24 protein-coding genes are annotated in these 23,640 nt (G+C 70.1%); all 24 read left to right on the top strand.

Annotated features, from left to right (window positions below; genetic code table 11):
* Window positions 1–16 precede the first annotated feature (16 nt).
* The 24 genes from U7230_RS02315 to U7230_RS02430 all read left to right on the top strand — a co-directional run bounded on the left by U7230_RS02315 (window position 17) and on the right by U7230_RS02430 (window position 23,638).
* The gene (locus tag U7230_RS02315; RefSeq protein ID WP_324717137.1) at window positions 17–769 is read left to right on the top strand and encodes a glycosyltransferase family 2 protein; all 753 of its coding nucleotides are present in this window, start codon (window positions 17–19) and stop codon (window positions 767–769) included.
* Window positions 760–1,530 (top strand): bacillithiol biosynthesis deacetylase BshB1, encoded by a 771-nt coding sequence (gene bshB1, locus U7230_RS02320; protein ID WP_324717138.1) that lies wholly within the window; start codon window positions 760–762, stop codon window positions 1,528–1,530. The genes U7230_RS02315 and bshB1 overlap by 10 nt, the downstream gene beginning before the upstream one ends.
* A 26-nt stretch (window positions 1,531–1,556) precedes the next feature.
* Window positions 1,557–3,281 (top strand): hypothetical protein, encoded by a 1,725-nt coding sequence (locus U7230_RS02325; RefSeq protein WP_324717139.1) that lies wholly within the window; start codon window positions 1,557–1,559, stop codon window positions 3,279–3,281.
* A 337-nt stretch (window positions 3,282–3,618) separates the two neighbouring features.
* On the top strand, window positions 3,619–4,455 hold the full coding sequence (locus U7230_RS02330) for an S-methyl-5'-thioadenosine phosphorylase (protein ID WP_324717140.1): 837 nt from the start codon (window positions 3,619–3,621) through the stop codon (window positions 4,453–4,455).
* A 103-nt stretch (window positions 4,456–4,558) separates the two neighbouring features.
* A complete protein-coding gene (locus U7230_RS02335; RefSeq protein WP_324717141.1) occupies window positions 4,559–5,836 on the top strand; it encodes a sensor histidine kinase in 1,278 nt (425 codons plus the stop codon).
* Between the two features lie 33 nt (window positions 5,837–5,869).
* Entirely contained in the window at window positions 5,870–6,676 is an 807-nt protein-coding gene (locus tag U7230_RS02340) for a response regulator transcription factor (RefSeq protein WP_324717142.1), read from the top strand.
* Between the two features lie 435 nt (window positions 6,677–7,111).
* On the top strand, window positions 7,112–7,315 hold the full coding sequence (locus U7230_RS02345; RefSeq protein WP_324718165.1) for a response regulator transcription factor: 204 nt from the start codon (window positions 7,112–7,114) through the stop codon (window positions 7,313–7,315).
* A gap of 12 nt (window positions 7,316–7,327) precedes the next feature.
* Window positions 7,328–9,679, top strand: coding sequence for an SF1B family DNA helicase RecD2 (gene recD2, locus U7230_RS02350; RefSeq protein WP_324717143.1), 2,352 nt, complete (start codon window positions 7,328–7,330; stop codon window positions 9,677–9,679).
* Between the two features lie 217 nt (window positions 9,680–9,896).
* Complete coding sequence (locus U7230_RS02355) at window positions 9,897–11,012, top strand: Gfo/Idh/MocA family protein (RefSeq protein ID WP_324717144.1); 1,116 nt, start codon at window positions 9,897–9,899, stop codon at window positions 11,010–11,012.
* Window positions 11,013–11,080: 68 nt separating this feature from the next.
* Window positions 11,081–11,785: an LbetaH domain-containing protein gene (locus tag U7230_RS02360; protein ID WP_324717145.1), complete on the top strand. Its 705-nt coding sequence runs from the start codon at window positions 11,081–11,083 to the stop codon at window positions 11,783–11,785.
* Window positions 11,786–11,888: 103 nt separating this feature from the next.
* Window positions 11,889–13,808 carry a DEAD/DEAH box helicase gene (locus U7230_RS02365; RefSeq protein ID WP_324717146.1) on the top strand — a complete coding sequence of 640 codons (1,920 nt, stop codon included), beginning with the start codon at window positions 11,889–11,891 and terminating at the stop codon, window positions 13,806–13,808.
* A 141-nt stretch (window positions 13,809–13,949) separates the two neighbouring features.
* On the top strand, window positions 13,950–14,774 hold the full coding sequence (locus U7230_RS02370; protein ID WP_404980545.1) for a PLP-dependent cysteine synthase family protein: 825 nt from the start codon (window positions 13,950–13,952) through the stop codon (window positions 14,772–14,774).
* A gap of 310 nt (window positions 14,775–15,084) precedes the next feature.
* On the top strand, window positions 15,085–15,876 hold the full coding sequence (locus tag U7230_RS02375; RefSeq protein WP_324717147.1) for a ComFC family protein: 792 nt from the start codon (window positions 15,085–15,087) through the stop codon (window positions 15,874–15,876).
* On the top strand, window positions 15,863–16,312 hold the full coding sequence (locus tag U7230_RS02380) for a hypothetical protein (protein WP_324717149.1): 450 nt from the start codon (window positions 15,863–15,865) through the stop codon (window positions 16,310–16,312). Before U7230_RS02375 ends, U7230_RS02380 begins: the two co-directional genes overlap by 14 nt.
* A 117-nt stretch (window positions 16,313–16,429) precedes the next feature.
* Window positions 16,430–16,720, top strand: a complete 291-nt coding sequence (gene flgM, locus U7230_RS02385) for a flagellar biosynthesis anti-sigma factor FlgM (protein ID WP_324717150.1) — start codon at window positions 16,430–16,432, stop codon at window positions 16,718–16,720.
* 34 nt (window positions 16,721–16,754) lie between these two features.
* Window positions 16,755–17,192 (top strand): flagellar export chaperone FlgN, encoded by a 438-nt coding sequence (gene flgN, locus U7230_RS02390; protein WP_324717151.1) that lies wholly within the window; start codon window positions 16,755–16,757, stop codon window positions 17,190–17,192.
* A 5-nt stretch (window positions 17,193–17,197) separates the two neighbouring features.
* Entirely contained in the window at window positions 17,198–18,691 is a 1,494-nt protein-coding gene (flgK, locus tag U7230_RS02395; RefSeq protein WP_324717152.1) for a flagellar hook-associated protein FlgK, read from the top strand.
* A gap of 40 nt (window positions 18,692–18,731) precedes the next feature.
* Window positions 18,732–19,031 carry a carbon storage regulator CsrA gene (csrA, locus tag U7230_RS02400; RefSeq protein ID WP_324717153.1) on the top strand — a complete coding sequence of 100 codons (300 nt, stop codon included), beginning with the start codon at window positions 18,732–18,734 and terminating at the stop codon, window positions 19,029–19,031.
* A complete protein-coding gene (gene flgL, locus U7230_RS02405; RefSeq protein WP_324717154.1) occupies window positions 19,003–19,941 on the top strand; it encodes a flagellar hook-associated protein FlgL in 939 nt (312 codons plus the stop codon). The genes csrA and flgL overlap by 29 nt, the downstream gene beginning before the upstream one ends.
* A gap of 61 nt (window positions 19,942–20,002) precedes the next feature.
* Window positions 20,003–20,497 (top strand): flagellar assembly protein FliW, encoded by a 495-nt coding sequence (gene fliW, locus U7230_RS02410; protein ID WP_324717155.1) that lies wholly within the window; start codon window positions 20,003–20,005, stop codon window positions 20,495–20,497.
* Window positions 20,498–20,546: 49 nt separating this feature from the next.
* Entirely contained in the window at window positions 20,547–20,831 is a 285-nt protein-coding gene (locus U7230_RS02415; RefSeq protein WP_324717156.1) for an Rrf2 family transcriptional regulator, read from the top strand.
* A 66-nt stretch (window positions 20,832–20,897) separates the two neighbouring features.
* Window positions 20,898–21,518: a chemotaxis protein CheW gene (locus tag U7230_RS02420; RefSeq protein WP_324717157.1), complete on the top strand. Its 621-nt coding sequence runs from the start codon at window positions 20,898–20,900 to the stop codon at window positions 21,516–21,518.
* Entirely contained in the window at window positions 21,487–22,572 is a 1,086-nt protein-coding gene (gene fliM, locus U7230_RS02425) for a flagellar motor switch protein FliM (RefSeq protein WP_324717158.1), read from the top strand. The genes U7230_RS02420 and fliM overlap by 32 nt, the downstream gene beginning before the upstream one ends.
* The gene (locus tag U7230_RS02430) at window positions 22,559–23,638 is read left to right on the top strand and encodes a FliM/FliN family flagellar motor switch protein (protein WP_324717159.1); all 1,080 of its coding nucleotides are present in this window, start codon (window positions 22,559–22,561) and stop codon (window positions 23,636–23,638) included. The genes fliM and U7230_RS02430 overlap by 14 nt, the downstream gene beginning before the upstream one ends.
* Window positions 23,639–23,640 lie beyond the last annotated feature (2 nt).

A 23,640-nucleotide genomic window follows, 5' to 3' on the forward strand; every position in this document is an offset into this window, starting at 1 on the left:
GAAGGGGCATTTCGCTTTGAGCTTGCGGCGCCAGATAGTCGCCATCCCCGTCTTCAACGAGGAGCGGTCCGCCAGGCAGGTGCTCGAGCGAGTGCGGGAGGTCGCACCGCAGGCCGTCGTGCTGGTGGTGGACGACGGCTCTACCGACGGCACGGCTTCGGTGCTGGCGGGCATACCCGGGATCGCGGTACTCCGGCATCCCCGCAACCTGGGGTATGGCCGCGCGCTACGGGACGCTTTCGATTGGGCCCAGTCCTACGGGTTCGATCAGCTGGTGACCATGGACTGCGACGAGCAGCACGAGCCGGCCCTGATCCCTGCCTTCTTCCGGCGCCTGGAGGAGGGATGGGACATCGTCTCCGGGAGCCGCTACCTGGCGCGCGTGGCCGGGAGCGAGGGCGAGGTGCCGCTCGACCGGCTGGCGATCAACCGGGAGTTCACGGCCCGCGTCAATGCGCTGACGGGTTTCGGGATCACGGATGCGTTTTGCGGGTTCAAGGGATACCAGGTAAGCGCCTTACGGCGCTTGCACCTCTCGGAGGACGGATATGCGATGCCCCTGGAGGTTTGGGTGGAGGCCTGGCGGCACGGGCTGAGCATCGTAGAGCTGCCGGTGCCCCTCATCTACAAGCCCAACTTCGAGCGCCGTTTCGGTCGGGGGCTCGACGACCCCTCGGCGCGACGGCGCTACTACGACGACGTGTGGCGCAGGGCCGTCCGGGCCGACGGCTGTCCGGCGGTCGCCAGGAGGCAGGCCGGGTGTTGCTGAGCGACCCTGCCGGCGCGCCGGGGTCGCCCCCCTCGCTGCCCATCGAGGCGCTGTACGGGACCGGACTGGATCGTCCCGTCGACGTGCTTGCCGTCGGAGCCCATCCGGACGACGTGGAACTGGCCGTCGGAGGCACGGTGGCTGCCTTCGTCGCCCGCGGCCTCTCGGTGGGCATCCTGGACCTGACCAACGGCGAGCCGACGCCGTTCGGCAGCCCCGAGCGGCGGCGGGCGGAGAGCCATGAAGCCGCTCGCATCCTGGGGGTGCAGACCCGCGTCACGCTGGCGCTTCCCAACCGCGCCCTGCAGGACACCGTCGACGGCCGCACGGCCGTGGCCTCGGTGCTCCGCCTGCTCCGGCCCAAGCTGTTGCTCGGACACTACTGGGAGGACCTGCACCCCGATCACGTAGCGGCGTCGGCGTTGACCGACGCGGCGCGCTTTTACGGCAAGCTGACTCGCACCTCGATGCCGGGCGAGCCGTACCTGGTACCTCGCGCCCTTTACTTCGTCGCGACCCACCTGCGCCTGCACGCGCCCGCCTCGCTGGCGGTGGACGTCTCCGCCTTCTGGGAAGAGCGCAAGCTACCCGCCGTCGAGGCATACACGTCGCAATTCGGGGTCAACGAGGCGGGCCGCGCCGTGCCCGAGCGGTTGCGCACCCGGGATCGCTACTACGGCGACCTGATCGGCTGCCGGTACGCCGAGCCGCTCATCGCCCGGGAGCTCGCCGGCGTGGCGGACCCATCGGCGCTCGTTTGAGATGAGAAAGGGTGGGGACGGTCTCGTTGGCGCCACATCCATCCCGCCGGCCATGGACCCTGCCGCCTCTCGGGGAGGCCCTGGTGGACCCGCCGGCGCCTGCGCTGGCGGAGCTCGCCGCCCGCAACGCGGAAGCGCTGGAGGCGGAGCGGTTCGACGTAGGGGGAGTCCCGGCCGCCGAGCTGCGGGGAGCGCTACGGCAGGCGGCGCTGGCCATAGGCACCAGGCAGGCTCGCCGCTACGGGTGGTGGGAAGGCCCGAGCGCAGGTAACCACGCCACCCACGGGCCCGTCCGGCCCTTGCGCTGGATGGTCACCGGACACCAGCCGATCCTGGCCCACCCGGGCATCGTGGTCAAGAACGCGCTGATCGGGGCCCTCGCACGCACCGTGCCCGGCGCGGTCGCCGTCAACGTGGTCGTGGACTACGACACCGCGGCCCAGATGGCGGCGCCGGTCCCCGTTCGCAAGGAGGGGCGCCTCACCGTTGAGCCGGTCACGCTTGCCCCGGTGGGCTACGGGTATCCCTTTTGCCAGGTGCCGGCGCCCGGGGCGAGCGAGCTCGACGCGTTCGCCTCCGGCGTGGTGGAGCGGCTCGCTACCCTGGGGCAGCCCGGCGAGAGCCTCATCCGCCGGTTCCTGGAATTCATGCGGGTCGCCGCCGCCCCTCCGAGGACGGGCGGCGACCGGGAGGCGCCCGCCAGCCTGGCCGAGTGGGTGACCGCTGCCCGCCACCGCTTCGAGGCCATGGCGCTCGGGGCTTACGCGGAGTACCTCGAGGTACCGGCAGGAGAGCTGACCTCGACCTGGCCGTTCCGGCTCTTTTTCGCCGACGTGGCACTACGGGCTCGGGAGTTCGCCCTCATTCACAACGAGACGCTGGCGGCGTACCGGTCGCAACATCACATCCGTTCCAGGGCCAATCCCTTCCCGGACCTGCTGGTCGAGCCGGCGGGCGGGCGGGTGGAACTGCCCTTCTGGATACTGACGCCGGGCCTCCGCCGGCGCAAGCTCTACGCGAGGCAGGACCGCTCCCGCCGGGACGCCCTGGAGCTATCGACGGTGGATGGCCCGGTGGCAGAGCTGCCTCTCTCCCGGCCGGATGGCGCCCGGGAGCTCGCCGAGGCCCTGGAGCGGGCGGGATTGGCCATCCGCCCCCGGGCGGTGACGCTGACCCTGTTCGTGAGGCTGTTCCTGGCCGACCTGTTCGTGCACGGGGTGGGGGGAGCCCGCTACGACCGGGTGACGGACGCCGTGGCCCGGCGGTTCTACGGCATCGAGCCGCCCCCTTACGCCGTGGCTTCCATGAGCCTGGCGCTGGCCGACCTGCCGCGGCCCGAAATCGCGGAGCCGCCGGATCAGCTGCGCCGGCAGCTGCGCGACCTGCGCTTCAATCCGCAACGGTGGGTGGCTCCCGGCGAAGCCGACGACACGCTGGCGCGGCTTGCCGAAGAGAAGAGGCGGCTCGTCCGGGCCATCCAGCAGCCGGGAGCTCCCCGGCGCGCGCTGACGCGGCAGATCGAGCAGGTCAATGCCGCGCTGTCCGAACGGCTGGAAGGGGTCCGCGTAAACATCGAGGCCCGCCTCCGGCAGGCGACGCTCGCCGTGCTCGAGAGGCAGGCCTCGGACTTTCGGGGATACCCGGTCTTTTTCTACGACCCGCTCCTGTTGCGGCGGGCCATCGAAGAGGCGATCAGCGGGCGCCGCCTCGCCCCGTGCGCCGGCGACGCGCCGCTGCGCGGCCACCCGTGACGCCACAGCCTCGGTGGCTCACCCATCTCCTCCTGCTGCACCTCGACCAGCCGATCCGTGGTCAACCGGTCCCGGGGCTCCAGAGCTTGGTCGGCGGGGTCTTCCTCCCAACCGACCTCGAGTTGCCGGTCCAGGAACTCTTCCCGGCGGTGCTCCTCATCCTGGATCACCCTCCGGAAGGAGCCGTCCGCCATGGCTCGCGCCCCCTTTCCAAGGCAACAGGCGCCCGCCCAAACGCCATCCTACTTGCAGAGAAGGTGGCGCCCGGCAGGCGCAAAACCATTCTAACCGGCCCGCCCTGGCGGGGCAAGTTGAGGGAGAGGAAGGACATTCGCCCATGACGGATCCCGGGCCGCGAGCCGAAATCGGAGTCTTCGGGGGCTCCGGATTCTACCAGATTGCGGACGACGTGCAAGAGCTGTGGGTCGAGACGCCCTACGGGCCTCCCAGCGACAAGATCTCGATTCTGACCATCGGCGGGCGGAAAGTGGCCTTCCTGCCGCGCCACGGCAGGGATCACCGCTACCCGCCCCACCGGGTGCCGTACCGGGCCAACCTCTGGGCCATGAAGAGCCTGGGGGTGAGCCGTATCGTCGGGCCCTGCGCCGCCGGCAGTCTGCAGCCCGACATCCCGCCCGGCACGTTCGTGCTGTGCGATCAGTTCGTCAACCGGACGTGGGGGCGGCAGGATACCTACTTCGAGGGGCCGGTCGTGACGCACATCGGCGCCGCCGACCCCTACTGCCCCGAGATGCGCCAGGTCGCTGCCGGGGTGCTGGCGCGCCTCGGCATCCCCCACCGCACCGGTGGGACCGTGGTGGTCGTCCAGGGCCCTCGCTTCTCCACCCGGGCCGAGAGCCGGGAGTTCAGGGAGCATGGCTGGCACGTCATCAATATGACCCAGTACCCCGAGGTGATCCTGGCGCGGGAGCTCGGGATGTGCTACCTCAACGTCTCGTTGGTGACGGACTACGACGTGGGCCTCGAAGGGCATCCGGAGGTGCATCCGGTGAGCCACCAGGAGGTGCTGCGGGTGTTCAACGCCAACCTGGAGCACCTGCGCACGTTCTTGTGGGAGCTCGTTCCGGCGATACCCCAGGAGCGGCGCTGCAGCTGCCGGCGCGCCGTCCAGGAGGCGCGCGGCGAGCCCGAGCTCCCCGGAGGCCGGCAGTAATCCAGAAACTGGTAATTCTGCCGGCCCCACCGCACGCATAAACGGGCGGGTTGCGGCCCATGTTAAGGCCACAACCCCCCAAACCCCACCGGAAAGGCGCCGGGTGCCCGAAAAGGCCCCGGCGTCTTTCCTTTCGGGGGCGGCAGGGAGCCGCCCCCTGCCCACGAATAGCGGCCAGCGGGGGTGGACGGCAACGTCGCAGGACGCGGCCTTACCCGGCGCGGCCGAAATCGCCCGCATTTTTGACGCCACCCTTCGAGCCGTCGAGGATGGTCACCGGCGGCTGTCCGAACTGGTGCAGGTCGTACGCTCGGAGTACGAGCGCGCCTGCTCCGCCCTCGAGCAGGTCAAGCAAGAGGTCCTCCGGCAGGTCGAGCAGGTCGACGACCTGGAGGCGAAGAGCCGGGTCGCCCGCTTCGACCTCTTCCGGGTCAGCCGCGACTTCCAAAACCACACCGAGCAAGACGTGCGCCAGGCTTACGAGGCCGCGGAGCGTATCCAGATCCTCCTGGGGGAGGCCCGAGAACGCGAGCGGTTCTTGAAGGAACGGCGGGCCGAGCTGGAGCGTACCGTGGCCCGCCTGGGCGATCTGGTGCGCCAGGCCGAGACGACGGAGACCAACATGCGGGCGGCGCTTCAGGCGCTGCACGGCCACTACTCGGGCGTCTCGGAGTCGCTGGGCTCCTGGCAAGCCCGCCAGGAGCTGAGCCGGCGCATCATCACGGCGCAGGAGGAGGAGCGCCGGCGCCTCGCCCGAGAACTCCACGACGGCACCGCGCAGAGCCTGGCCGGCATCGCCGTGGAGCTCGAGCTCGCCGAACGCATGGTCGACGGAGGCCCCGAGGGGGTCCGGCGGCAGCTCGATAGGTTGCGAACGCTGGTCAAGGAGAGCCTCACCGAGGTCCGGCGGGTCATTTCGGACCTGCGCCCGATGGCCCTCGACGAGCTGGGGGTCATCTCGGCCGTCCGTCGCCACGCCGACCGGCTCTCTGCCCTCGGAGGACCCCCCATCGAGGTCGTCGTACATGGACCGGAAAGGCGCTTCGACCCGGCCATGGAGGTGGCCGCATTCCGGGTGATCCAGGAGGCGATTCACAACGCCCGCCGTCATGCCGGGGCCTCCCACATCTGGGTGTACATGGAGGTCGGGGGAACCTACCTCAACGTTACCGTTCGCGACGACGGGCGAGGCTTCGACGTGGAACGGGTACGCGAGGAGGCCAGGCAACGCGGTTCCATCGGGCTCATCAGCATGGAGGAGCGGGTCAAGTTGTTCGGCGGGCGCTTTTCCATCCATTCCACACCCGGCCACGGCAGCAGGGTGGTGGCGCGGTTCCCCGTCGAGGCGACCCCGCCTGCCGATCCGTCCAAGGTCGGGTGAGCCGGTCAGGACCGTGAGGAAAGGAGCCGTGCCGTGATAGACGCAGGGTCGCTGTCCCGCCCCATCCGGGTCCTGATCGCCGACGACCACGCAGTGGTGCGGGCGGGATTGCGTCGCATCCTCGAGCTCGAACCGGACCTCCAGGTGGTCGGAGAGGCCATCGACGGTGCCGAGGCGGTGGAAAAGGCGTGCGAGACCCAGGCCGACGTCGTGTTGATGGACGTCAGCATGCCGCGCGTCAACGGGCTCGAAGCCACCCGGCTGCTGCGGGTGCGGGCGCCGGCGTCCCGGGTCGTGGCGCTCACCATCCACACCGATGACCAGTACGTGGTGGAGATGGCCCGGGCGGGGGCCTGGGGCTATCTCATCAAGGACGAGGATCCGGGCGCGGTGGTGACCGCCATCCGGCGGGTGGCGCAGGGGGAGGTCTACATCTCGGCGAAACTGGTAGGCAGCCTGGTGAGGGCGCTGCGCGAGCGCCCTCCCGAGACGCCGTGGACGCCGGCGGCTGAGGAGACGGCGGCCGTCTATGGCCCGGTGACGGGCGCTTCGGCCCCGCCGGACCAGGAGCAGCATCGCATCGAGGTGGGCACGGCCGCCGGTGGTGACGCGGCGTCGGTGCCGGCTCCCGAGCAGCCGTCGTGGCCGCAGCTCACCGGACGCGAAGTGGAGGTGCTGTCGCTCATCGCCCATGGCCGCACCAATCGGCAGATCGCCGAGGCGCTGGTGGTCAGCGAGAAGACCGTCAAAAACCACGTGACGAGCATCCTGCGCAAGCTCCGCCTGAAGGATCGGACCCAGGCGGCCATCTGGGCCATCCGTTCCGGCTGGATCCCGTGAGCCAGCTTAGGACTCAGGGCCCAAGGAAGGCCACGAAAGATGAGACTACGGGTGGATACACCGGTTCCAGCTCCCCTGGTACGATAAAGCCAGGCTGAGGCTACGAGGCCGATGCCGGGACCCAGGCGTGGAGCGGCAGGCTGGGGCGGCACGCAAAAAGGAAAACCCCCAACCCCCGGATGCCCGGCCCGCCGCCTCCATCGAAAGTGAACCCGCCGTTCGGAAAACCCGGACGGCGGGTTTTGCGTTGCCCTGCAGGGCCGGGCAGGCTGAATGGCTGGTCCTTCTCCTCACCCGTTGCATACCATGGCGCGACAGCACGCCCCCGTGCTGCCTCCGGAGGGTTGGGTGGTGATGGGCAACAGCGGGGAGGGATGAGCCATCCCGCAGCCGCACGTCGACGCTCCGGACCAACGACGAAGGCAAACGGATGCCATCGCTCAACTCACGCCGCGCGAGCGGGAAGTGCTCGCGCTCATCGGGCTCGGGTTGAGCAACCAGGAGATCGCCCGCCGGCTGGTCATCAGTGAGCACACCGTCAAGAACCACGTGAGCAGCATCTACCGCAAGCTCCAGACGGCCGACCGGACCCGGGCCGCTCTCACCGCCATCCGGGCGGGACTGGTGCGCATCGAATGATACAATGGTGCCATGGACGACCAGGCGAGGCCGTCGGACGTAGTTCAGGGCGTCGTGCGTCGCATCACGTTCCATGATCCGGGCACCCAGTACGCGGTCATCCGCCTCGAACAGCGTCCGAACCGGCCACCTCTGACCGTCGTGGGGCATTGGACTCCCTTGCCGGCGCCCGGAGAGGAGATCCGCGTCGTCGGCCGCTGGGCCCTCCATCCGACCTACGGGCGCCAGTTCGAGGCGGAGGCCTACCAGCCGGTGACGCCGGCTACCCGGGAGGGGGTCGAGCGCTTGCTCGCCTCCGGTATCATCAAAGGGGTGGGCCCGGCGACCGCCCGGCGGCTGGTGGCTGCGTTCGGGGAGCGCGCCCTCGACGTGATCGCCTCCGACCCCCAGCGTCTCGCCTCGGTACCGGGCATCGGGCCGCGCAAGGCCCGGTGGATCGCCGAGCGTTTGCACCTGCGCAAGGAAACCCAGGAAGCTCTCGTCTTCCTGCACGGCCTCGGCTTGGGCCCGGGCCTTTCCCGGCGCATCCTGCAGCGCTACGGCACCCAGGCGCCGGCCGCAGTCCGGGCCGACCCGTATGCGCTTGCTCTCGAGGTGGATGGGATCGGCTTTCGAAGGGCGGACGACCTGGCCGAGCGTTTCCAGATCGCGCCCGACTCGCCGCGCCGGGTGGAAGCCGCGCTGTGGCACGTCATGCGCGAGGCCGGCGAGGAGGGGCACGTCTACCTGCCTCGCGAGGTCCTCTTCCAGAGGGTACGGGCGGTTCTCGGCGGGGGGCGTGGCGCCGGTCACGCCTATCCCGACGAGATGCTGGGGGCGGCGCTGGGAGCGCTCGTGGCGGGCGGCCAGCTGGTGGAAGAAGACGGCGCGGTGTATCCGGCCGCCTTCCATCGCTACGAGACGGAGCTGGCGGGCCGCCTCCTTGAACTGGCCCGGCAGGCGTATCAGCCGTGGCTGCCGGCCCGGCTCGAGCAAGAGCTGCAGGCTGCCCAGGCCCGGCTCGGCACCCGGCTCGCCCCCGAGCAGCTCCAGGCCGTGCGCCGTGCGATGGAGAGCGGGCTCCTGGTGGTGACGGGGGGACCGGGCACCGGCAAGACGACGCTGGTCCGCTTCATCGTGTACCTGGCGAGGCGAGCCGGCATTCGCGTCGCCCTGGCGGCCCCGACCGGCCGGGCGGCCCAGCGCCTGCAGGAGGCGGTGCGGTGCGGGGTGCCGGAAGAGGAGCCGAGCGTTCAAGCGTCCACCGTCCATCGCCTGCTGGAAGTGCGGCCCGGATCGTCCAGTGCTTCCCGGTTCGCAAGGGGTCCGAAAAACCCGATCGATGCCGAACTGGTCATCGTAGACGAGGCTTCGATGCTTGACATCTCCCTTGCCTACCATTTGGTGGCGGCGCTGGGTCCGGAGAGCCGGCTGGTGCTGGTGGGCGACGTCGACCAGCTCCCGTCGGTGGGACCCGGGCAGGTGCTGAGGGACCTCATTCAATCGGGCGTCGTGCCGCTGGTACGGCTGGTTCACCTGTTCCGGCAGGCGGCCCGCAGCCGCATCGTGGTCGGCGCCCACCAGATCCTGGCCGGGCGCAGCGTGGTCCATGCGGGCCCTTCGAGAGCGCAGACGGCGGTCCGGCCGGCCTCCCAGGAGAGGCGCACCGCGGCCCGAGAAGAGGGGAGTTTGCGCTTCTTCGAGGAGCCGGACCCGCAGAGGGTCGCCTGGAAAGTGCGGGAGCTGGTCACCACCAGCATTCCACAGCAGTTCGGCTTGCGCCCCGTCGAGGAGATCCAGGTGCTGACTGCCTCACACCGGGGCCCGGCCGGCTCGGACGCGCTCAACCGGCTGCTCCAGGAGGCGCTCAACCCGGCGGGACGAGGGAAGGCGGAGCTGCAGCTGGGCCAGCGGGTGGTGCGCCAGGGGGACCGGGTCATGCAGGTCCGCAACGACTACCAGGCGCGCCTGGTGCCGGAGGACGGCTCCGGCCCGTCACGAGACGGCGAGGGTGGAGAGGTGGGGGTGTTCAACGGAGAGATCGGCACCGTCTGGCGGGTCGACCCCGACGAACGGGTGGTGCACGTGCGTTTCGACGACGGGCGGCTCATTGAATACGACGAGGAGAAATGGCACCAGCTCCAGCTGGCTTACGCGATCACGGTGCACAAGAGCCAGGGCAACGAGTTTCCGTGCGTGGTCATGCCCGTGGTCTGGACGATGCCTGCGCTCATGACCCGTCACCTCCTGTACACCGCGGTCACCCGAGGACGACGGCTGGTGGTCCTGGTGGGGGACAGGAAGGCCGTCCATGCGTATGTTCGCAACGCCTCGGTGGCCCAGCGGTACTCGATGCTCGCCCGGCGCTTGCAGCGCATTGCATGAGGGGGGCCGGGGCGGCCGACCTTAGCTCCTGGAGCCATCGTGCAGGATTGTCTCGTCTACCGGCGAACCGTCGTCACCGAGGCGAACGGGGCTGTTTCGTGCCGGTCGGCCTTCCGATGTATGAGCTGAGGGAGTATCCTGACAACCAGTGCCGGGGCACCGTCGTGGGCCGCCGCCGGGTCGCGCCGCCGCCGGCCGCAAGAGGAGATACGAAGAGATGCACGCTTCGAAAGAAGTAACCGTGGCGCTTCTGGGTTGCGGACGCTTCGGGCAGCGCCACCTGGAAGTGCTCAACCGGCTCCCTGACGTACGGGTACTGGTGGTGGCCGACATCGACGAACCCCGAGCCCAGCAAACCGCTTTCAGGTTCGGGGTTCCTTCTTTTACGGCCGACTTCCGGGAGGCCCTGGCGTGGCCGGGCGTCGACGTGGTGGACGTCTGCCTTCCGACCTTCCTCCACGCGCAGGCCGTGGAAGGGGCCGCCCGGCACGGGCGCCACGTCTTTTGCGAAAAGCCCCTGGCCTTGCGGGCAGAAGACGCGCAGCGGGCCGCGAGGGCTTGCGAGGATGCCGGCGTCAAGCTGCAGGTCGGCTTTTGCCGCCGGTTCGACAACGGGTGGCTGGCCGCCGCGGAGGTCATCCGTTCGGGAGCACTCGGGCGGCCCGTCGTCTGGCGGCATGCCACGGGTACCTCGGGGGCTCCGCAGCCGTGGTTTTTCGACCGGGAGCTGGGTGGAGGCCCGTTCGTGGACGGGGCCATCCACTGGTACGACTTCGGCCGGTTCTTGTTCGGCGAGGTGGAGAGCGTCCAGGCTGCCACCCGTATCATGCGCCCGGGCCGCACGGCGCCGGACACCGGGATCGTGAGCGTGCGGTTCGTGAGCGGCGACGAGCTCCAGCTCATGTGGAGCTGGGGGCTTCCGCCCGGGGTCAAGGTGGACGAGCTGCACGAGGTGTTGGGGCCGGAGGGCGCGCTGAGCATGCGACCTCGCCAGCAGGACAAGATCTCCGATGCCGCCGTCTTCGTCGACCACGACCATCGCAAGGAAAACGGCGGGCATGCCAACGGTGCCGATCCCGGCAATCTCGGGTACCTGTGGCTCAGGCGGCCGGGGCAGACCGAGGCGCAGCCCGTGGTGTACCAGCGTAACGATATGGTCGAGGAAGAGCTGATCGCCTTCGTCCAGGCGGTGCGGGAGGACCGGCCCACTGCCGTCGGGGGGCGTGAGGCCGTGGCCGCCCTGCAGGTGGCCATGGCGGTGCTGGAGTCAGGCCAGACCGGGCGCACCGTCATGTTCGACGAGATGACGCTGCCGGCCCGGAGCGCCAAGTGAGCCCGCAGCGTCTCCTGGCCGGGGCGGGGATCCGGGGCGTGCGCCGGCGTCAGCGGTAGGGATGGCACGTGGTAGAGTGGTGGCGGCCCGAGTACTTCTTCCAGCTCGACGGCTTCGAGCACCGCGCGCTGTTCGACGGGGTCGAGCGGGTCTGGGAGGCGCTCGCGCGGCTGCGCGAGTATGTCGATGCTCGCCTGGAGCCTTCCCTGGGTGGCACGGTGATGCCCGGTGCGTTCGTGTCCGATGAGGTCTGGCTGGGTGACGGCGCGGTGGTGGAGCCCGGGGCGATGATCAAGGGGCCTGCGATCATCGGGCCCGGCAGCGTGATCCGGCAGGGCGCCTACGTCCGGGAGTACGTCGTGGTCGGCGCGGGGTGCGTGGTCGGGCACGCCACGGAGGTGAAGGGCTCCATCCTGCTCGACGGGGCGCAGGCGCCGCACTTCAACTACGTGGGAGACTCCATCCTCGGCCGGCGGGCCAACCTGGGCGCCGGCACCAAGCTCTCCAACCTCAAGAACGACGGCACCGAAGTGGTCGTGCATGGCCCCGGCGGCGAGCGGATCCGCACGGGGATGTGCAAGCTGGGGGCCGTCGTGGGCGACGGAGTGGCCATCGGCTGCAACGCGGTCACGAGCCCCGGAGCGTTGATCGGGCCGCGCGCGCAGGTGTACGCCAACGTGGTGGTGCGGGGTTTCGTGCCGGCCGACCACGTCGTCAAGCTGCGGCAGGCGATCGAGGCCGTACCCCTGGAGCGGCCGCACGGGCCTCGCTGAGCACCGGGATGGGAGAGCCGCAGCGGGTTGCCGGGAAGCCGTTGTTATGGTAAGCTGGGCGCTAGTAAGGCTAACGTAGCCCGCCACCGGGAGGTGCCGTACGGTGCCGTTGCGCTACCGGGTCGCGTGGGTTGCCGACGGAGCGGGGCTGATGCCCCTCGTCGTGCCGGCCGCCGTGCCTGCGGACGTGGGCGAGAGGTTAGAGATGCTAGCGTGGCCGGCTGCCGGCGGGCTGCCGCTTTACGCGGCCCGATGGCTCCAGGCCGTACTGGCGGCCTGGAGCCTGCACGGGCCCCATCGCCCCCGCTGGCTGGGCCGGTGGCGCTGGCGGCGCCTGCGGAGCTACCTCACGGACCAGCTCGAGGCCATGGGCCTCCCGGCTGCCGGGCTCTACCTGCCGGAGCCGGCGGCTGCCGGGCAAGACACGGGGGCGGGGCCCTGGGACCTCTCGCAGGACGTGGCGGCGGAGGCGCGGGGCCGGGCAGAGCTGCTGGAGTTGCTGTTGCGGGGCCGTTGCCTGCTGGGGACCGAGGTGGTACGGGCAGCCAGGGCCACCGGCCTGACGCCGGGCGAAACGCTGCTGGGGATGGAGACCCTGGTGGCTATGGGGAGGGCTCACAGGGTGGCGGCCGTGGAGCTCGATGGACGCGGTGGGGCCACCTGCCGGCGCTGCGGCTCGGCCGAGGGGATCTACCCCGAGATGTGCGGCGCCTGCGGATCCCCCTTCTGCCCGAGGTGCAGCCGTTGCGCCGGGATGGGAGTGGCCCGGGGCTGCGAGCCCCTCTATCTGATCCCGGGACCTCTCGTGCCCGGCGGAGCGGGAGCTCCGGCCGTTCCGCTCGTCCTCCCGCATGCGCTCTCGGCGGCTCAAGCCCGAGCCGCCGAGAGGCTCACGGGGGCCGTCCGCCGGGGTTTGAGCAGCCTGGCAACGGGAGTGGGGCAACCCGGGGCTTCGGAGGACGGGTCCGGGGCAGGGCCGAGGGGGTGCCTGGTCTGGGCGGTGACGGGCGCCGGCAAGACCGAGGTGGCGTTCGGCGCGGTGCAGGTCGCGCTGGAGATGGGAGGGGCGGTGCTCTTCGCGGCGCCGCGCCGTGAGGTCGCCGTCGACATCGCCCGCCGGGCGTGGGAGGCATTCGGTGGGGAGGGCTTTGCCTTGCTCATCGGGCGTTGCCGGCCGGATTCCGATCGCGACGGCCCTGCGGGCGGGCATGCGGCAGCGACCCCGGCGACGTCGCTGACCCCCGGCTGTCGGCTCGTGGTGGCCACCACGCACCAGGCGCTGCGCTTCTACCAGGCCTTTTCCCTGGTGGTGCTGGACGAGGTGGACGCGTTTCCCTACGCCGGGTCCGACATGCTCCACCTGGCGGTCGACCGGGCGACCCATCCGAAAGGGTATACGGTCTGGATGTCGGCCACTCCCGACCGCCGCACCCGAGACAGGGTACGGGCCGGACACTGGGAGGTCGTGACCATCGCCGCCCGCCACCACGGGTACCCGCTCCCGGAGCCGAGCGTATACGCCGGGCGCGACGTGGCGCGCTGGCAGCAGGCGCCCCAGGATGCATCCCAGGTGCCCGCCCCCGTGCGCCGGTGGATGGAGGCACGCAGACCGGCCACGCGACTGTTGGTCTTTTGCCCCACGATCCGCCACGTCGAGGCGGTCGCGGCCGCCCTGGGCGCACCCGCATGCCATAGCCGCCACCCAAGGCGCCAGGCGGTGCTCGATGCCTTCTCGACCTCTCGGGACGGGGTCCTCGTGGCGAGCACTCTCCTCGAACGGGGCCTGACCTTCTCCGGGCTCGACGTGCTCGTGGCCTTTGCCGACTACGAGGCCATATTCGACGAGGCGGCGCTGGTGCAGATGGCAGGCCGGGCAGGGCGCAGCGTCGAGCGGCCGGAAGGGCGCGTGCTGTTCGTCGCGGCGCGCCGCACGGCCGCGATGCGCCGGGCCGTCGAGCACATCCGTTCCATGAACCGGCGGGCTCGCCGGGAGGGCCTGCTTTGCGGCGGGGGCATGGTATAATGCGTCAGCCAGACTTCGAGTGGAGCCTGCGGCCAGCCTATGATGCCAGCAAGGCGTCCTTTCGCCGGTCACCCGTGGCTCGACCTCATCGGGGGCACGCCACTCGTCCGCCTGCGGCGGGTATGGCCGGAGGATGCGCCGGTGGCGGTGTACGTAAAGGTCGAGGGGTTCAACCCCGGCGGATCCGTGAAGGATCGCCCGGCGCTCTACATCGTCGGCGACGCGGTGGAGCGCGGCCTGCTCCAGGGCGGGCGGCGCATCCTGGATGCGACGTCGGGCAACACGGGGATCGCCTACGCCATGATCGGCGCCGCGCTCGGCCTGGGGGTCACCGTCTGCATGCCGTCCAACGCCTCGTTGGAGCGGCAGCGCACGCTGAAGGCCTACGGAGCCGAAATCATCCTGACCGATCCCCTGGAGGGGACCGAGGGGGCGCGCCACGCCGCCCGGCAGCTAGCCCAGGAGGAGCCGGAGCGTTACTGGCTCGCCGATCAGTACAGCAACGCTGCCAACGTACGTGCCCACGTCGAGACCACGGGACCCGAGATCTGGGAGCAGACCGCGGGTACCGTCACCCACTTCGTGGCCGGCATCGGTACGAGCGGCACCGTCATGGGGGTCGGCCAGTACCTCAAGGCCCGCAACCCTTCCATCCAGGTCATCGGGGTGGAGCCGCTGGAGACTTTGCACGGGCTCGAGGGGCTCAAGCGCATGGACGCCTCCGAGGTGCCGGCCATCTTCGACCCTTTGCGCCTGGACGGCCGGATGGAGATCCCGACCGAGGAGGGCTACCGGATGGTCCACCGGCTGGCCCGGGAGGAGGGGATCCTGGCCGGCGGATCGGGAGGAGCGGCGGTCGTAGCGGCGCTGCGGGTCGCCTCCGGCCTCAGCCGCGGCGTCGTCGTGACCGTCTTGCCCGACAGCGGGAGCCGCTACCTGAGCACGGCCATCTGGCGCGACGCCTGAGGCGGGCCGGCGGCCTGCCCAACCGTGCGAGCGCCCGGGCCCGTCCAGGTCTTGCCCGTGTCGTGGGGTGCCTGCGCTGGAGGTGTGCGCGTCGCCGTTTGGTGCCGCGAAGAACGGGTGGGAGGAGTGAAGCTCGCCGGGTACGATGGTGCGCTTCCAGGGCGACTCGTAGAAAGCCGGTGGTCCCGTCCCTGCCGTCTGGGCCCGGGCGCCCGCCACGGTTACGCTTATTCGTCGAGACGACTCGAATTCCTTCGATCCCGGCGCACCCGGAGCGCGGCGAGCGGCCAAAGGCGCCCCGGGGGCGACGATGAACGCCGTGCGGCGGTGGCTGCGCTCGCTCTACGAGGCCATGGAGCTATCGAGCCCGGGGTGCCTCTTTTGCGGCCGTCCCCTTCAGTACCGACGAGAGCAGGAGCCCGGCCTGTGCCTGGCCTGCCAGGATCGGATAGCGTGGGTCCAGGGGGAGGTCTGCCCCCGCTGCGGCAAGCCCCTGCACGGCAGGGACGGGCCCTGCGCCGACTGCGCCCGCCGGCCGGTGCCGTTTGCGTTCAACCGGGCGGTGGCCGTCTACGACGGGATCTGGAAGGAACTGATCCTGCAGTTCAAGTTCTACGGGCGGCGCGAGCTGGCCCGCCCGCTCGGCTGGTGGATGGCCGGGACGGCCATGCGCTGGGGCATCCGGGAACGGGCCCACGCCCTGGTGCCCGTCCCGCTGCACCCACGCCGGCTCGAGCGGCGGGGGTACAACCAGGCCCTCGAACTGGCGATACAGGTAAGGGAGAGGACCGGCGTGCCCGTGGTGGAGGCGCTGGCGAGGACCCGGGAGCCCGGCGGCCCCCAGAGCTTGCGGCAGGCCGCCGCCCGGCGTCGCAGCATGCGGGGCGCCTTCGTGGCCTGGGAGCCGGCGCTCGTCGAGGGCCTCACCCTGGTCGTCGTGGACGACGTCTACACGACGGGCGCGACCCTGGACGCCGCGTCGAGGGCCTTGCTGCGGGCGGGGGCCCGGGAAGTGCTGGGGTTGGTGGCGGCGGTGGGGCTGACGGACCTCGACCTGGCCGACGGGGGGCCGGAGGGGGGAGACGGCCGTGGGCATCCGTAACTGCGAGCGCTGTGGCCGAGTGTTCACGGGAGTGGACGTGGTGTGTCCGGCCTGTGCGACCCGGGAAGAGGAAGAGTTCGAGCGCGTGCGAGCGTACCTTGCCGATCATCCCGCCGCCATGGTAGCGGAGGTCAGCTTGCAGACGCAGGTGGAGGTGCGGGAGATCTACCGCTGGGTGCGTTCGGGGCGGCTGCGCATGACGCTCGAGCAGCTCGAGGGTGCGCTGCGGTGCGAACGCTGCGGGGCGCCCATCGACACGGGGCGGTTTTGCGCCAAGTGCCTGAGCGAGATCAGACAGTCGCTGCGCCAGGCCGTCCAGAAGGAGCCGGAGCCGCGGGCCCCGGTGGAGCCGCGAGCGCCCCGGCCTGCCGAGCCGAAGAGCCGCAGGCCGCCCAAGGTGCACACGGCCGACGACGTGCGGCGGCGGTTCACGTAACCTCAAGCAGGTGTGCGGCGTTGCCGAGTATTAGGGTGGACTTGCGGCCCGCTGCAGTCGCGAGCGACGGGAAGCGGGGTTTTTGGATCGATCGGGGTTCGGAGGTGATGGCGGCCCATGGAGCCGCCCAAGGATATCTCGCCAATCGGCCGGCCGGCGCCCGTCGGGCCGAGCCGCCCTGCCGCCGCGAGGCGGCCACAGGAGGCCCCCTCTGCCTCGGATGAGGTGGCCCTCTCGACGGCGGGCCAGGAGATCGTGGCGGCGCGCCGGCGCATCGACGAGGCACCCGACGTGAGAGAAGGGCTCGTCGCCCGGTTGCGCAAGGAGATCGAGCAGGGACAGTATCACCCTTCGGCGGCGGAGATCGCCCGCCGGCTGGCGCGGGTGCTGCGGCCGCATGGCCGATAGCCTTCCGGCGCTCAGGAGGGGCAGGTGAGGTCGCGTGGAGTGGCAAGGCCAGGCGCTCCGGTTGCTGGACGCTCTGCAGTCCCTGGAGGAGCGGGTGCGCGGGCTCGTCGTTGCCGGCGACGTTGGGGCTCTCGGTGAGGCCATCGCCCAGGAGCAGGCCCTGGCTCAGGAGCTCCGGGCTCTGAGCCAGGAGCGGCCGGCGAGTACGGCGGCAGGCGGCGAGGATGGCGGAGCCGTCGAGCGGCCGGCGAGTGAACTCAAGGCCCGGGCCGAGGCGGTGCTGCGCCTGCATCGGCAAAACCGCATGCTCCTCGATCACGCCCATCGCACTGCGCTCGAGCTCCTGCACCTCATGACGGCCGACTCGACGACGGAAGGGGTCGTGTACGCGCCGCCCGGCGAGCGGGCGGGCGCGCTCGGCGAAGCCGCACGGTCAGGGGCCGGCCCCAGATCCGTGGATCGGAGGGTTTGAGCGGCGTGCGCAGCACTTTCTTCGGCATCGAACTGGCCCGGCGTGCCCTTTTCTCGCAGCAGCGGGCCATGGACGTCGCCTCCCACAACATCGCCAACGCCAACAATCCGGCCTACTCCCGGCAGCGGGCGGAGATGGTGGCGACCGCCCCGTACGCGCCCCCCGGCATGATGCCGGCAGGGGTCGCCGGTCAGGTCGGCACCGGCGTCTGGGTGCAGGAGATCGTGCGGCTGCGAGACGCCTTCCTGGACGGGCGCATCCGCGCGCAAAACCAGCTCGCCGGCCGGTGGCAGGTGCGCCAGGACGTGCTCGAGCAGGTCGAGAAGCTGTTCAACGAGCCGTCCGAAAACGGGGTGCGGGTCGCGTTCGACCGGTTTTGGGAGTCGCTGCAGGAGCTGAGCCTGCACCCGGAGAGCGTCGCGGTACGCGAGGTCGTGCTGCAGCGCGGGCGGGTGCTGGCCGACAGCATCGCCGGGGTCTACCGGGAGCTGGAGGCGCTGCGGGGCAACCTCGATTACTCCATCGGGCTCAAAGTGGATCGGCTCAACAGCCTCTCGGAGCGGCTCGCCCAGCTCAACCGCCAGATCGGCCAGGTGAGCGCCAGCGGGCAGCGCCCCAACGACCTGATGGACGAGCGCGACGCCATCCTGGAGGAGATGTCGCGCCTGGCCCCGGTGCAGGTAGTCATCCGCCCGCCGGCGGACGACTCGGTGAGCGGCGAACAGGTGGCGGTCAGCATCGGCGGCCTGTCGCTGGTCGACGGGGACGTGTTCCACAAGCTGGTGATGGGGCCCGATACCTCTGGTGGGCAGTTCAACCGGCAGATCTTCTGGGAGGACGTGAGTTCAGGCCTGCAGGTAACCCCCACGGGCGGCGAGATCGGGGCCCTGCTGGAGATGCGGGGAACCCGGGGTGACGACCCGAACACGGTGGATGGCTACCTGCCCGAGTTGATGGCCGACTTCGACAAATGGGCCCGAGAGTTTGCAGGCGAGTTTAACTCACGACATGATGCCGGGCTTACGCGAGACGGGAAGGACGCAGGCCTCTTCTTTGTTGACGTACCCTCGGGTAATCCCCCATCGAGCTGGTACGCTCCTACCATGGCACTCCATACGAGCATCACGCCGGAAGGGATCGCAGCTGCTCTTCCCAATGAAGCAGTTCCCGGGGGCAACGGCAACGCTCTGCTTCTGGCGGCACTGAAGTCGCAGCCTATCACCGGGCTCGGTGACGTGAGCCCCATGGACTACCTGGGCGCCATGGTCGGCCGGCTCGGTGTCGCAACCCAGGAAGCCCAGACCATGACCCAAAACCAGGAGCTTCTGGTGAATCACCTCAAGGGCGTGCGCGAGTCGATCTCCGGAGTCTCGCTCGACGAGGAGATGGCCGATCTCGTGCGGTTCGAGCACGCCTACGGGGCGGCCGCCCGGGCCATGACCGCCATGGACGAGGTTTTGGACACCCTAATCCACCGGACGGGGTTGGTGGGGCGGTAGGAACCACGGAGACCGCAGTCCAGGGAGGGACGGCGACGCGATGCTGGTGCTGACCAGGAGGGTCGACGAAAGCATCATGATCGGCGACGACATCCGGATCCTCGTCGTCGAGGTGAGAGGCGAGCAGGTGAAGCTGGGCATCGAGGCGCCGCGTTCGGTGCCCGTGCATCGGGAAGAGGTTTACCGGGAGATCCAGGAGGAGAACCGCCGGGCGGCCCTGGCCGGAGCCGGCAAGATCGAGGACCTGGACGAGGCGCTCAAGCCGCCGCGGCCCGCGCCGGGCGCTCCGCCGGTCGAAGGGAGACGACCCCTTGAGAATCAGCAGCAGAACCCTGGTTGACCACGTGCTGGTCAACTTGCAGCGCAACTACGCGCGGCTGGATCGCCTGCAGCAGCAGCTCTCGAGCGGCAAGAGGGTCAGCTTCCCCTCCGACGATCCGGCCTCTGCCACCACCGCCATGCGGCTGCACACGGCGGTGCTCGACAACCAGCAATACATCAAGAACACCGACGCGGCCATAGGGTGGCTCGAGACCACCGACGCGGCGCTGCAGGATATCGTCTCGGCGCTTCACTCGGCGCGGGAGATCACCATCGCCGGCGCTCGCAGCGACCTTCCGGACGATGCCCGGAGGGCCTACGCCGAGAAGATGGACCAGCTCATCCGCCATGTCGTCCAGGCAGCGAACGCGTCGCACGACGGGCGGTACGTGTTCGCCGGGACCAAGACGGATACGAAACCGTACGACGTGACTGACAATGATAAGGACGGTTTCGTGGATGATGTTACGTTTGCAGGCAACGGCGGCGAGTTCGCTTACGAGGTGGGTCCGGGGGTGAAGCAGACCGTCAACGTTCCGGGGACCTTTGCCTTTGGGCACGGAGTGCCTACGCCCGTCCCCGGGTCCATCAGCGGGGGCCTTTTCCGCGCTCTGATCACCATCCGCGACGACCTGGCGAACGGCAATGTGAGCAACTTGTCGGGTCAAGACCTCCAGGACCTCGACGCTGCCCTGGACGGTGTCCTCCAGGCCCTCGACCGGGTCGGAGCGCGGCAGGAGGGCTTCCAGCTCATCCAACAGCGGCTCCAGGGGCAGGACGTCAACCTGCAGGATCTGCTCTCCAAGGCCGAGGACCTGGACGTGCCCAAGGCCATCATGGACCTCCAGATGCAGGAGAACGTCTACCGGCTGGCCCTGGCCTCCGGGGCCCGGATCATCCAGCCGACCCTGTTGGATTTCCTCAAGTAACCCGCCCGGCGGTGCCCCACCGATCCGCCAGGCGCCAGGCAGGGCATGGGGGGTTGGGGAGTTGGAGCTCAACACGACGCGTTTCGGGGTCATCGAGGTGGATCCGGCCCGGATCATCACCTTTCCCCGGGGGTTCATCGGCTTTCCCTCGTGGCGACGGTTCGTGCTGTTGCCCCACGGCACGGGCGGCGACTCTCCGTTCTGGGTGCTGCAGTCGGCCGAGGATCCGGACCTGGCCTTCGTGGTCGTCGATCCCCGCCACGTCTACCCGGGGTACGTGGCCCGGGTACCCGCCTCCCATCTCGCCGAGATCGGCATCGACGGCCTCAACGACGTGGATCGCGCCGTGGTGCTGGCGCTGGTGACGCTCCGGCCCGGCACCAGGGAGGCGACGGCCAACTTGAAGGCGCCGCTGGTGATCAACCCTTCCACCCGCCAGGGGCTTCAGGTCATTCTCGACGGCGCCGAGTATGCCATCCGGCATCCCATTTTCCCGCACGACGCACGCATGGCCAGCCAGAAGGAGACCCAACCGGCTCTGGTGACGACCGACTAACGTCAGTCCGAGGCGGCGCGCGCCGGGGCGGTCGTCGGGGTGATGGAGGGTGGAGGACGACCGGCTTCTGGCGATTCACGAAGAGATCGTCCAGGTGCTGCTCCAGCAAGACGCGAGTTACGCACGGCCCATGCCGTCGTGGGAGCTGGCGCGGCTGCTCAACGTGGCGCCCTCGTACGTGCGCGAGCAGGTAGGCGTGCTCCGGCGCCATCGCCTGGTCAGCGTCCGGCGGGGCCGGGGCGGGGGGTACTACCTGAGCCCGGCCAACCGCCAGCGCCATCATGCGAGGATGCGCCGGAGCGCGCCCGGGACGACGACGGGCCCGGCCAACTAGAGGTCCGGAGCCAATCTCGGCCTTCCGAGGAATCCTGTGGAAAGTGTCGAAAGGGTGGGTTTAGCGATGGCGGGCCGCACGAGCACGCCGGCAGCAGGGGCGAAGGAGAAGGTGCAGCCGGACGAGGAGCGCCAGCTGGTGGTCTTCCAGCTCGGCCCGGAGTCGTACGGCGTCGAGATCGGTTGGGTACGGGAGATCATCATGCTCCAGGACGTGACCCGCGTCCCCGGAGCGCCCGACTTCGTCGAGGGAGTCATCAACCTGCGAGGCCACGTCATCCCCGTGATCGACCTGCGCAAGCGGTTCGCCTTACCCGCATCCAGCGACCCCCGGCGCACCCGGATCATGGTGGTGGACGTGTCCCCGCACGCGCTGGGCCTGGTGGTGGACGCGGTCAACGAGGTGCTGAGGGTGCAGGAGCGGGCCATCGAGCCGGCAGGCAGCGTGCTGGCCGGCATCGACTCGGCGTTCGTCTCGGGCGTGGCCAAGCTGGAGGGGCGCCTGGTCATCCTCCTCGATCTCGAGAAGCTGCTCAAGGCGAGCGAGGTCAAAGCCCTCGACCAGGTCCAGGCCCGGATCGAAGACGGCGACCAGGAGGGGGACGTCGCCACGCAGGCGTCCCAGGAAGGGCCACGGCCTGCCGCGGAGGTGTCCCATGCCAGCCGAACGGATCCTGAGCCAGCATGAAATCGACGAGCTGATCCGGGATCTCGCCTCGGAGCAAGGCGCTGCCGAAGCGGAGGTGGCCCGCACCCTCCCGGCGTCTTCCGCGGGGGGTGCGGTGCCTTACGACTTCCGCAGGCCTTCCAAGTTCTCCCGGGATCAGCTTCGCTCGGTGGAGCGCATCCACCAGCAGTTCGGCCGGCTGCTGGGCATCCTGCTGGGCGCTCGGCTGCGCACGGACCTCTCGGCCCGGGTGGTGTCGGTACAGCAGCTCACGTACGGGGAGTTCATCCGGTCGGTGCCCAACCCGTCGTTGCTCGGGGTGCTCGACTTCGGGCAGAGCGGCGACCGGGTGGTGCTGCAGCTCAGCCTGGAGATGGCCCTGGGGATCTACGAGCGGCTGGCAGGAGGCTCCGGGTCGTCGCCCTCGGTGAGCGGCCGGGAGCCGACCGACATCGAACTCCACGTGCTGCGCCGGCAAGTGATGGGGGTCGTGGCGGACGCCTATCGCCAGGCGTGGGCGACGCTGCAGGCGATGCCGATGACCATCCGGGACCTGGAGACCAACCCGACCTACGTCAACTTGGTCCTCGACCAGGACACGGTGCTCTGGATCGCGCTCGAGGTCCAGATCGACCAGATGACCGACTCCATCAATTTGTGCTTGCCGTACTCGGCTCTCGAGCCGTTGCTGCCCAAGCTGTCCAACGAGTATTTACTGCGGGCGCAGGGTAAGCCGCAGGCCCGCGACCGGGAGCGCCTCGAACAGCTGCTCCGGGACACCAAGGTGCCCCTGCAGGCGGTGCTGGGGAAGGTCGATCTGGAGATCCGAGAGTTGCTGGACCTGCGGGTGGGCGACGTATTGGTACTGGACACCGGAATCCACGACGAGGTGCACCTGTACGTGGCAGACCGGCCCAAGTTCAGCGGCTTCGTCGGGCGGGTCGGCGAGCGGCTGGCCGTCCAGTTGACGGGGCCTGCCCGAGAGGCATCCGAACCATTCGACCTGGACGACCCCGAGGCAGCCGAACCGGCACAACCAGGAGAAGGAGCACAAGACGACGATGCCTCCCGCTGAACTCGACCTCACCAACGAAGAACGCGAGGCGCTCGAAACCGTCGTATGCCACGCCATGCGAGCCTCCGTGGACGCGCTGTCCGACCTCGTGTTGCGGACCACGCACCTGGGCAAGCCCGAACTGGAGGCCGTCACCTGGGACGATCTCACGGTCGGGCCGCCGGAACCGATGGTCGTGGTCCGGGTGCAGTACCTGTCGGGCGTGCTGGGCAGCAACCTGCTGCTCCTGAGCCCCGACGACGCGAGCCGCATGGCCTCTTTGATGATGGGGGAAGAGCAGCCGGTGGCCGCCCCGCTCGACGAGCTGCGGTTGAGCGCCATCTCCGAGGCGGTCAACCAGATGGTCGGGGCGGCGGCCACGGCGCTGTCGGACTTGCTCGAGCGGCGCATCGAGATCAGCCCGCCGGCGACCCTCCTGCGGCCGCTCTCTCCGGATGCCGCTTCCCTGCTGCCCAACGGCGAGCCGGGGCTGCGGCTCGTACGGGTGACCTTCCCGGTGGACATCGAGGACGACGCGGTGGGCGACATCGAGACCCGGGTGATCCAGCTGTTTCCCGGGACATTCGTGCGGCAGCTGGTCGGGGAGTACCTGAGCACCAAAGAGGCCCCATCGGCCACGGCGGCCCCCGCTGCTCAGCCGGCCGGGGACGCCCGGCCCGCCGCGCCTGCCGCCTCGGCTCCGGTGGCGGCGGCGGCTCCGGCGGGCCCCACCCGCAAGGCGGCGCAGGAGGACGCGACCCCGTGGCGGGCGCAGGCGCTGGGAGAGCCGCCTCGCCAGGCCGCAGGCGTGCCCGAGGAGGACCCGGACCGCATCTCCTTCGACGTGCTCCGCCGGGTGACCGTTCCGGTCACTGTCCGGCTCGGCCAGGCCAGTCTCTCCCTGTACGAGGTGTTGGGCCTTACGCGGGGCGCCGTCGTCCCGCTGGACGCCACCGAGGGGCAGCCGGTCGATGTGCTCGTCTCGGGCACGCTGGTGGCCCGCGGCGAGGTGGTCGTGGTGCGCGAGCGCTTCGGCGTGCGCATCACCGAGCTGGTGCGTCCCGACACCGCACAGGGAGGGGCCTGAAC

Origin of the sequence: Limnochorda sp. L945t (assembly GCF_035593305.1) — a bacterium.
GTDB classification, from domain to species: domain Bacteria; phylum Bacillota; class Limnochordia; order Limnochordales; family Geochordaceae; genus Carboxydichorda; species Carboxydichorda subterranea.

Coding starts and splice junctions, on each gene's coding strand:
- U7230_RS02330 (WP_324717140.1), top strand. CDS start 3,619: ATGACGGATCCCGGGCCGCGAGCCGAAATCGGAGTCTTCGGGGGCTCC.
- recD2 (WP_324717143.1), top strand. CDS start 7,328: ATGGACGACCAGGCGAGGCCGTCGGACGTAGTTCAGGGCGTCGTGCGT.
- U7230_RS02355 (WP_324717144.1), top strand. CDS start 9,897: ATGCACGCTTCGAAAGAAGTAACCGTGGCGCTTCTGGGTTGCGGACGC.
- U7230_RS02375 (WP_324717147.1), top strand. CDS start 15,085: ATGAACGCCGTGCGGCGGTGGCTGCGCTCGCTCTACGAGGCCATGGAG.
- flgM (WP_324717150.1), top strand. CDS start 16,430: ATGGAGCCGCCCAAGGATATCTCGCCAATCGGCCGGCCGGCGCCCGTC.
- csrA (WP_324717153.1), top strand. CDS start 18,732: ATGCTGGTGCTGACCAGGAGGGTCGACGAAAGCATCATGATCGGCGAC.
- U7230_RS02420 (WP_324717157.1), top strand. CDS start 20,898: ATGGCGGGCCGCACGAGCACGCCGGCAGCAGGGGCGAAGGAGAAGGTG.
- fliM (WP_324717158.1), top strand. CDS start 21,487: ATGCCAGCCGAACGGATCCTGAGCCAGCATGAAATCGACGAGCTGATC.
- U7230_RS02430 (WP_324717159.1), top strand. CDS start 22,559: ATGCCTCCCGCTGAACTCGACCTCACCAACGAAGAACGCGAGGCGCTC.